General features: G+C 63.9%; 6 protein-coding genes. 2 read left to right on the top strand and 4 right to left on the bottom strand.

All coding sequences use genetic code 11. From position 1 onward, the window contains the following. The first annotated feature begins 115 nt into the window (after positions 1–115). Positions 116–826, top strand: coding sequence for a FadR/GntR family transcriptional regulator (locus tag B4A72_RS15480; RefSeq protein ID WP_292979058.1), 711 nt, complete (start codon positions 116–118; stop codon positions 824–826). Positions 827–889: 63 nt separating this feature from the next. Here the strand turns inward: B4A72_RS15480 and B4A72_RS15475 are convergent, their stop codons facing one another. The 4 genes from B4A72_RS15475 to B4A72_RS15460 all read right to left on the bottom strand — a co-directional run bounded on the left by B4A72_RS15475 (position 890) and on the right by B4A72_RS15460 (position 7499). Further along, entirely contained in the window at positions 890–1744 is an 855-nt protein-coding gene (locus tag B4A72_RS15475; RefSeq protein WP_292958012.1) for an SDR family oxidoreductase, read from the bottom strand. 63 nt (positions 1745–1807) lie between these two features. Continuing rightward, on the bottom strand, positions 1808–4285 hold the full coding sequence (gene ligD / locus B4A72_RS15470; RefSeq protein WP_292958010.1) for a DNA ligase D: 2478 nt from the start codon (positions 4283–4285) through the stop codon (positions 1808–1810). Beyond that, positions 4285–5118, bottom strand: a complete 834-nt coding sequence (locus B4A72_RS15465) for a Ku protein (protein WP_292958008.1) — start codon at positions 5116–5118, stop codon at positions 4285–4287. The genes ligD and B4A72_RS15465 overlap by 1 nt, the downstream gene beginning before the upstream one ends. A 323-nt stretch (positions 5119–5441) precedes the next feature. Beyond that, positions 5442–7499 (bottom strand): catalase, encoded by a 2058-nt coding sequence (locus B4A72_RS15460; RefSeq protein WP_414692184.1) that lies wholly within the window; start codon positions 7497–7499, stop codon positions 5442–5444. 402 nt (positions 7500–7901) lie between these two features. Between B4A72_RS15460 and B4A72_RS15455 the strand changes: the two genes are divergently transcribed. Continuing rightward, positions 7902–8639 (top strand): cbb3-type cytochrome c oxidase subunit I (locus tag B4A72_RS15455; protein WP_292958006.1); only part of this gene is annotated, 738 nt, incomplete at its 3' end.

Raw genomic sequence — 8639 nt, 5'->3', positions numbered from 1 at the left:
TGACCGACCGCGGTGACGGCAAGATCGTTACAAGGGTCGGTCGCGGGCCTATAAAGGAGATCAGGTGGCTGGCCGGCGCGGATTTCAGTCCAGACCAAACATGAAGGAGATCACCTTGTCAGAGACCCGTCGCCCCTCTTTGGCGGATCAGGTTTACGATCAACTGCTGGCGACAATTCTCGAAGAGAAATACCCGGTGCAAAGTCGGCTGCCCGCCGAAGACGTCCTGGCCCAGAATTTCGGCGTCTCCAGACCGATCGTGCGCGCGGCGCTTTCGCGCCTTCGCGATGACGGGATCGTCCAGTCGCGACGCGGCTCTGGCAGCTATGTCCTGCGCCGGCCCGACCGGCAGCTCATCAGTTTCATTCCGCTGGAATCCGTCTCGGGCGTCCAACGCTGCTACGAATTCCGCATCGACGTGGAAGGGGCGGCCGCCGCATGGGCGGCACGGCGCCGAGACGAAGATGATCTTGCCGCGATGGATCACGCCTATGAGGTGATGAAGCAAGCCTATGAACAGAACGCTCTGGGTGTCGAGGCAGACCAGATGCTTCACCTTGCCGTGGCGCGTGCCTCGAAGAACCCGTTCTTCGCTTCGGTTCTCGAATCGCTTGAAGAACAGATCGCCTTTGGCGTGAAGCTGTCGCGATCCCTGACCCTGCTGGATACGCCGGTGCGTCAGGAACGGGTGCTGGCTGAACATCGAGCCGTCCTGGACGCGATCCGGCTGCAGCAGCCAGAGGTCGCCAAGGCCGCCATGCGCCATCATATTACCGCCGCCAAGGACCGGATGTTCGTTGGCAAACCGGAAAAGGACCGATCGTGAAAACATCGCGGTCGGCCTTGCCCGAAGACCGGCGTCCCGGACCCCTGGGCCACGAGGCCGATCTCAGCTTCCGACCAGGTCGCCGCCATTGGGGTGCAGAACCTGGCCGGTGAAATAGGACCCGTCATCGCAGGCCAGAAACAGCATGGCAGAAGCAACCTCGTTGGGCTGGCCGGGACGGCCCAGCGGTGAGGACTTGCCGAAATCCTTCACCTTGTCCGGTGGGAACGAGGCGGGGATCAGCGGCGTCCAGATCGGTCCGGGGGCAACGCCGTTCACGCGAATCCCCCTGGGCGCCAGCTTGGACGACATGGCCCGCATGAAGGACAGGATCGCACCCTTGCTGGACGCATAGTCGATCAGCAGATCCTGGCCGCGATAGGCGGTCACAGAGGTGGTGCAGATGATCGATGCGCCCTTCTCCAGATGCGGCAGCGCTGCCTGAACCATGAAGAACTGTCCGCCCAGATTGGTTCGGAAGGTGCGAAACAGCTGGTCTTCGGAGATTTCGGTGACGTCCTCTCTTGCGTGCTGTTCGGCCGCGTTGCAGACCACAACATCCAGGCGTCCGAACTCGTCCAGGGTCTGGCGTGCCACGTCTTCGCAGAACGACTTGCTGCCCACGTCTCCCGCCAGCAACAAAGCCTTGCGGCCCTCGTCCTTCACCAGACTGCGTGTCTTTTCCGCGTCGTCATGTTCGTCCAGATAGACGATCGTCACATCGGCGCCTTCCCGCGCGAACAGGACCGCGGTCGCGCGTCCGATACCGGAATCGCCGCCGGTGATGATCGCCACCCTGTCCTTCAGTCGTCCCGACCCGGGATGGCGCGGCATGTATTCCGGGGGCGGGTCCATGCGGGATTCGATCCCCGGCTGACGGTCCTGGGTGTCCATCTTGTCAAGATCCTTCGGATGCATCCTTGTTCTCCTTTCATGTTGCCAGACCCGCATCCACGCGCGCGGACGACATTCTTCCTGCTTTCAGTCCTTGGCCACCATTTGCTGCAGCCCGTCGATCACGCCATCGGAAAGGGTCTGCCGCTCTTCCTGCAGGGCCAGCGCCGGGCAGCGGGACTTCAGCCTCGCGGCCATGTCGCCCATCGAAAACCCGCCGGATGCCTCGATTTTGCGAAGCTCGGTCCAGGTGACCGGGACAGCGACCGGCGCGCCCGCGCGCGCGCGGACGGAATAGGGGGCGATGGCCGTCGCGCCGCGTTCGTTGCGCAGCCAGTCGATGAAGATGCGCCCCTTGCGACGGGCCTTCGACATGGAGGCTGTGAACCGTTCGGGTTCGCGCGATGCCATCGCATGGGCAAAGGTCTTGGCAAACAGCTTGACCGTGTCCCAACCCCGTGTGCGGCGCAGCGCGGTCCAGACGTGAACGCCCTTGCCACCGGTCACGATGACGCCCGTCTTCAGCCCGATCCCTGCCAGGGCCTCGCGAAGGTCGAAGGCCGCGGCACGCACCGCGTCCCAGCCCAGCCCCTCGTCGGGGTCCAGATCGAAGACCAGGCGGTCGGGCCTGTCCAGACGATCGCGACGCGCCCCCCAGACGTGGAATTCCAGCGTGCCCATCTGCGCCGCCGCGACCAGTCCGCCGGGGCCCGTGGCATAGAGATACCGGGCCGCATTCCCGTCGCTTTCGCCGATTTCGACGCGGCCCAGTTCGCGGGGCATCCCGCCGGTGTCGTGCTTCTGGAAAAAACATTGTCCGTCGATCCCCGAAGGGCAGCGGAACAGAGACAGCGGACGCTGACCGATCAGCCCGATCATGCGTTCGCCGACACGATCATAGTGGCGCGCCACATCGCCCTTGGTGCAGCCCGCTTCCGGAAAGACCCTGCGACCCTCATGGGTGACGCGGATGCCGCGAATCCCGGTTTCCTCGTTCTGTTGCATCGGTTCCTCCAACCGGACCTGATCGGCGGTCTTGTCGTGGCGCAATCCCAGGAACGCGCCGTGACGGATATGGCCGTCGGCGGTGAATTCGGTGAACTCGACTTCGGCCACCAGGTCAGGGCGCAGCCAGGATGCGCCACGCGCGATGGCCGCGGGCACATCACCGACCGGCGGGGTCTTGCGGGGGGTGAAGGCGGCAGACAGATCCTTCATCGAGGCCTCGGAAAAGCCTGTGCCGACGCGACCCTTGTAGCGCAGCTTGCCGGCTTCGTGCGAGGCTACCAGAAGCGATGCGAACGGCCGCCCCTTCTTGTCCGAGGGGCTGAATCCCACGATCACGAATTCCTGCCGTCGCGTGCACTTGGTCTTCAGCCAGGTCTTGGCGCGTCCACCGCGATAGGGTGCGTCGAGACGCTTTGACACCGTGCCTTCGCCCCCGGCCTCGCAAGCCGCGGCGAAGATCCGGGCGCCGTGGCCGATGACGTGGTCGCTTGTCCGCAGCGCGCCGCCGGCCGGCAGACCCGCCAGCAAGCCGGCCAATCGTTCGCGCCGCTCGATCAGGGGCGCGTCGGTCAAGTCGGTGCCGTCCACGCGCAGCAGGTCAAAGGCGAAAAAGACCAGATCGCCCCCCTCCTTGAGTGCGCGTTGCAGCGATGAAAAGGCCGATTGCCGAATCCGATCGGCCATCACCTCGCCGTCGATCAGGGCGGTGTCGCAGGGCAAGGCGTCGAACGCCGTGGCCAGGCGGCCGAAACGATCCGTCCAGTCCTTGCCCGAGCGGGTATAGAGCCGCGTCCCTCCGCCGCCCAGCGCGGCAAGGCATCGGTAGCCGTCGAACTTCGTCTCGTGCAGCCAATCGTCACCCTCGGGTGGCTTGTCGACCAGCGTGGCAAGCTGCGGCGTGGTGAAGGCCGGCCGTTTGCCCCGGCGTTTTCGATCCGCGGCCGCGGATGCGACCGGACCGACCGCGGCCGCGATCCGTTTCATCGGGCGGCCGGTCCTGACCGAGACGTCGAACTGGTCGGTCAACGCGTCCGGTTCCTCCCCTGCGTCGTCGTCGATCTCCTTGATCAGCAGCCAGTTTTCCCGCTTGTCATCGGGCTTTCGCTGCATCCGCACCAGGGTCCATCCGCCGTGCATCCGGCTGCCCTGAAGCGTGAATTTCAGCTTGCCCTTCTTCAGGCCCTGCCCGAAATTCTCCTGCGCCGACCAGGTGCCCTCGTCCCACAGCATCACCGTTCCGGCACCGTATTCGCCTTTGGGGATCGTGCCTTCAAAGCCGGCATAGTCGATCGGATGATCCTCGGTCCGGACCGCAAGGCGTTTTTCGCGCGGATCGGAGGAAGGGCCCTTGGGGACAGCCCAACTGAGCAACACGCCATTCCATTGCAGCCGGAAATCGTAGTGCAGGTGGGAGGCGGCATGTTTCTGCACGATGAAGCGGTGATTGTCGTCTGCGGCAGCCGGAATCCGGCCTATCGGCTCGCCGGTGCGGGTGAAATTGCGCTTGTCGTTGTATTCGGCCAGAGGGTCGGCCGGCCGAGCGTCGCGGCGGGTCATCACGACGCCTTCTTGCGCTTCGGCTTCTTGCTGTCGGCCGCCCGCGCGGTCTTCAGGCTCTGTTTCAGCGCGCTCATCAGATCGACGACCTTGTCGCCGCCGGCAACTTCACGTTCGGCGTCGTCGCGGACTCGTGGGGCTTTCTTGTCCTTTCGCTTGGCCTCCAGCAGATCGCGCAGCGCCGCGGCATATTTGTCGGTATAGGCGGTGGCGTCGAAGGGCGCGGATTTGCGTTCGATCAGCGAGGTGGCAACCTCGACCAGTTCGACATCGGCGGGTGCATCCTCGATACCGGTAAAAATCTGATCGGCCTCGCGCAGTTCGTTTTCGTAATGCAGCGATTCCATCAACAAGCCGTCGCCACAGGCCTTGACGGCGGCAAGATATTCCTTGCCGCGCATCGTCACCTGGCCCAGCCCGACCTTGTTCGTCTGCCGCAGCGCGTCGCGCACGACGCGATAGGCATCCTCGGCCAGATCGTCGGAAGGGACGATGTAGTAGGGCTTGTTGAAGTAGATCGGCGGTATATCGCGAAAATCGACGAACTGAACCAGTTCGAAGGTCTTTTTCGTCTCCAGCTTGATCGCGTCGATTTCTTCGGGGTCGATCAGCAGATATTCGTCATCCCCGATCTCGTAGCCCTTGACGATTTCGGCCGCATCCACTGGTCCGATCTCGGGCACGGTCTTTTCATATCGCACCTTCTTGCCCGAAGGCCGGTGAATCTGGCGAAATGACACGCGGCCATCGGGTTTCGTGGCCGAATAGATCTCGACGGGGATGGCGACCAATGACAGCCGAAGCTGACCCTTCCACAATGCGCGCGGTGCCATTTCCGTCCTTTCCCTCGGGGTCCACGAGAATGATCAAAGGCATTTCGGAAGAATATACGCCTTGCGCGGCGCGATGGTTCCTGAACCGGCCCCCATTTGGACCGTTTCTTCCGGCGCCGGAATGGGCGCCTGCCGTCGCCCCGCAGTCAAGGACGGGACTGCCGTTCGCGTGAGGCATATTGCCGGCCGCGACAGGGGTCAGCGCCTGCCGATCCGGGCAAACAGGCGGGCGAAAACGCCCGCCGGACTTTCGAAGATACAGGCCGCCTGGTGGCCGCAGGGCCGGCGCGGTCCAGAGATGGACTGCCCCGCCCCGATGCGCGCTACCAGATCGCGCGCTCGCGATCATGGAACCGCCGTGCAGCGACCTTGACGAAGGCATCGGGGTCCAGGTCCACGACACCCTCATCCCTGGTGACGCCCGCCGCATCCAGAAGCGGTTTCGCCGCATCCTCGGCCGCGATCGCTTTCAGATGCGCGAAGGCGTCCGAGACGAAATCGATCGCCGGCTTGTAGCTGGCCAGCGCCCGTGCGTCCTCTGACCCGATCACCAGGGCGATCGCATCCAGAAGAACCGATGGCGTGGCGGCAAGTTGCGCCTCGGCATGGCCACGCTGCCTTGCGATCATCACCGCCACGCCGCCGGCCGCTTCGACCGCTTCACGAATGGCCTTGGCGCGCGCGGAATCGCCCCCGGCGCCGATGACAATCCCGACCTTGCGGCCCGCGAGGCTGGGCTTCGACCGCTTCAGGATCGACAGCGCGTCCGAGGGCGGCATGTCGATCGGGGCCCGCTGCGGCGTCGCGGCCTCGGGCAGATCTTCGGCCAGGCCGCGGGCCACGGCGCCGGCGAGATCTTCGTCGATCACCCGCAGATGACCCAGAATCCGGCTGCGGACATGATCCAGTCCCACGTTCGACAACTCGAAGGTGATCGCCTCGGCGATGTGGCGCTGTTCGACCTGGGTCTGGCTGCGATAGAACAACCGCGCCTGGCTGTAGTGATCGCCGAACAATTCGGGCCTGACGCGCAGCTTGGCATCGGGCGAGTTGCCCAGATCGGTCATCGCAGGGGCGGTGGCAAAACCCCGATCCACGGCGCGCGGACCGCCGTCCTCGCCGGCTTCGGCAAGACTGTTGGGTTCATAATTGGCCCGTCCCTTGGGCACCGCCATCTGCATCATCCCGTCACGCTGGAAATTCTGCATCGGGCATTTCGGGGCATTGATCGGCAATTGATGGAAATTGGCGGTTCCCAGCCGCGATTTCTGGGTGTCCAGATAGCTGAACAGCCGCCCCTGCAACAGCGGATCGTCGGTAAAGTCGACGCCCGGCACCACATGCGAGGGACAGAAGGCCGCCTGCTCGGTCTCGGCAAAGAAGTTGTCGGGATTGCGATCCAGCACCATCCGGCCGACGACGCGCACCGGGATATCCTCTTCCGGAACAAGCTTGGTCGCGTCCAGGACGTCATATGGCTGCCGGGCGGCCCAATCCGCGTCAAAGACCTGGATGCCCAGATCCCATTCGGGATGATCGCCGCGTTCGATGGCCTCCCACAGATCCTGTCGGTGATAGTCCGGGTTGGCGCCCGCTGTCTTGACCGCCTCGTTCCAGACCTGGCTCTGAAGCCCCAGCCGTGGCTTCCAGTGAAACTTGACAAAGGTGGACTTGCCCTCGTCATTGACCAGACGGAAGGTGTGGATCCCGAAACCCTCGATCATGCGGAGACTGCGCGGAATCGCCCGGTCGGACATCGCCCACATGATCATGTGCAGCGATTCAGGCATCAGCGAGACGAAATCCCAGAAAGTGTCATGGGCCGTGGCGGCCTGGGGATAGCCCCGATCGGCCTCCATCTTCACGGCGTGGATCAGATCGGGAAACTTGATCGCGTCCTGGATGAAGAACACGGGGATATTGTTGCCGACCAGATCGAAATTGCCCTCTTCGGTATAGAACTTGACCGCAAAACCCCTGACATCGCGGGGGGTGTCGACGCTGCCCGCCCCGCCCGCGACGGTGGAAAAGCGGGTAAAGACCGGCGTGCGGCCCTTCTTCGACAGGAATTGGGCGCGTGTCAGTTCAGGAATGGGATCGGTGCATTCGAAATAGCCATGCGCACCCGACCCGCGGGCATGCACGATCCGTTCGGGGATACGCTCGTGATCGAAGTGAAAGATCTTCTCGCGCAGGATGAAGTCTTCCAGAAGGGAAGGCCCGCGCGCGCCCGCCTTCAGGCTGTTCTGGTTGTCGCTGAGCGCGACGCCCTGATTGGTGGTCAAGGGCTTGCCGCCACGCTGATGCAGCTCGCCCGCCTCACCGCTCTTGTTGCTGGTGTCGGTCACGGCACTCTCCTGTCCTGATTTGTGATCCGGCATCCGCAAGGACGCCCGGCGAACAACGCAGGTGATGGCTGACCGTTCCCGCGAAAGACGAAATCCCGGATCAGCGGCGCCGCCCTTGTCCGGCGCCGACGCGCGCCGTGTCCGTGATCGGGCGATGCGAGACCGCCCGCAATGGTCGGTGGCGACGGAACGAAGCGCGCGCGGAGGGCGGGCCACGACCGCCCTTGGCATCGTCGGCGCGCGTCCTGGAAATGGTTGACTGATGCAAAAAATGCGAGCAACGTGCCTGCGGGGCCGACTCTCGCTCCGGCTAAAGCCTTTCGACACCGCCGTTTTTTCGACCGGACGGCGCATGGCGGAAAACTGCCCGGAACATGCGACCCCGCCGAACGGAAGGGGAGGAATGTCGTGACGGACATAACCAGTACCCGGGACATGCCACCCTCCGGCCGACATCCAAGCGACCTGCTGGAACCGATCCATCATTACAGCGACCGTGCCGCGCGAACCTGGCTTTACAGTTCCGTCTTCTGGCTGATGTTCGTCACCCTGGTCGGCCTGACCATCGCGACCGAGTTGATCGCGCCGAACATCTTTGCCGGCATCCCCTATCTGGTCTTCAGCCGGATCCGGCCGATCCACGTGAACGGGGTCATCTTCGCCTGGCTGTCGATGATGTATTTCGGCGGTGCCTTCTATGTCCTGCCGCGGCTTCTGGGCTTGCGGGAAATGTGGGGCGAAAGCCTTGCGGTCTGGATGGCGTGGGCGTGGAACCTGACGATGGCCGCGGGCTTTGCCGGGCTGTCGATGGGATATACCCAGGGGCGTGAATATACCGAACTGATCTGGCCGGTCGATGTGGCGGTGGTGGTCGTGCTGCTGATCAACATCTACATCATCCTGATGACGGTGCTGGCGCGGCGGATCAGGCCGCTTTACGTCACCGTCTGGTGGAGCGTCGCCAGCCCGATCTGGCTGGCCGCAGATTATTTCATCGTCAACGTGATGTGGCGGCCGGGCACGTTGCTGGGCAACGGCATTCCGGGGGCGCGGCTGTCCGGCGCGCTGGAAGACCCGCTGGCCGACGGAATGCTGAACTGGTGGGGAAACCACAACCTGTTCGGATTGTGGCTGACGCCGATGATGGTCGGGCTGATGTATTACTTCGTGCCC

Origin of the sequence: Paracoccus sp. UBA5162 (genome assembly GCF_002413585.1) — a bacterium.
In the GTDB taxonomy this organism is placed as follows: domain Bacteria; phylum Pseudomonadota; class Alphaproteobacteria; order Rhodobacterales; family Rhodobacteraceae; genus Paracoccus.
Note: the sequence above shows the minus strand (reverse complement) of the source record. Positions and strands in the feature narration are given on the sequence as shown.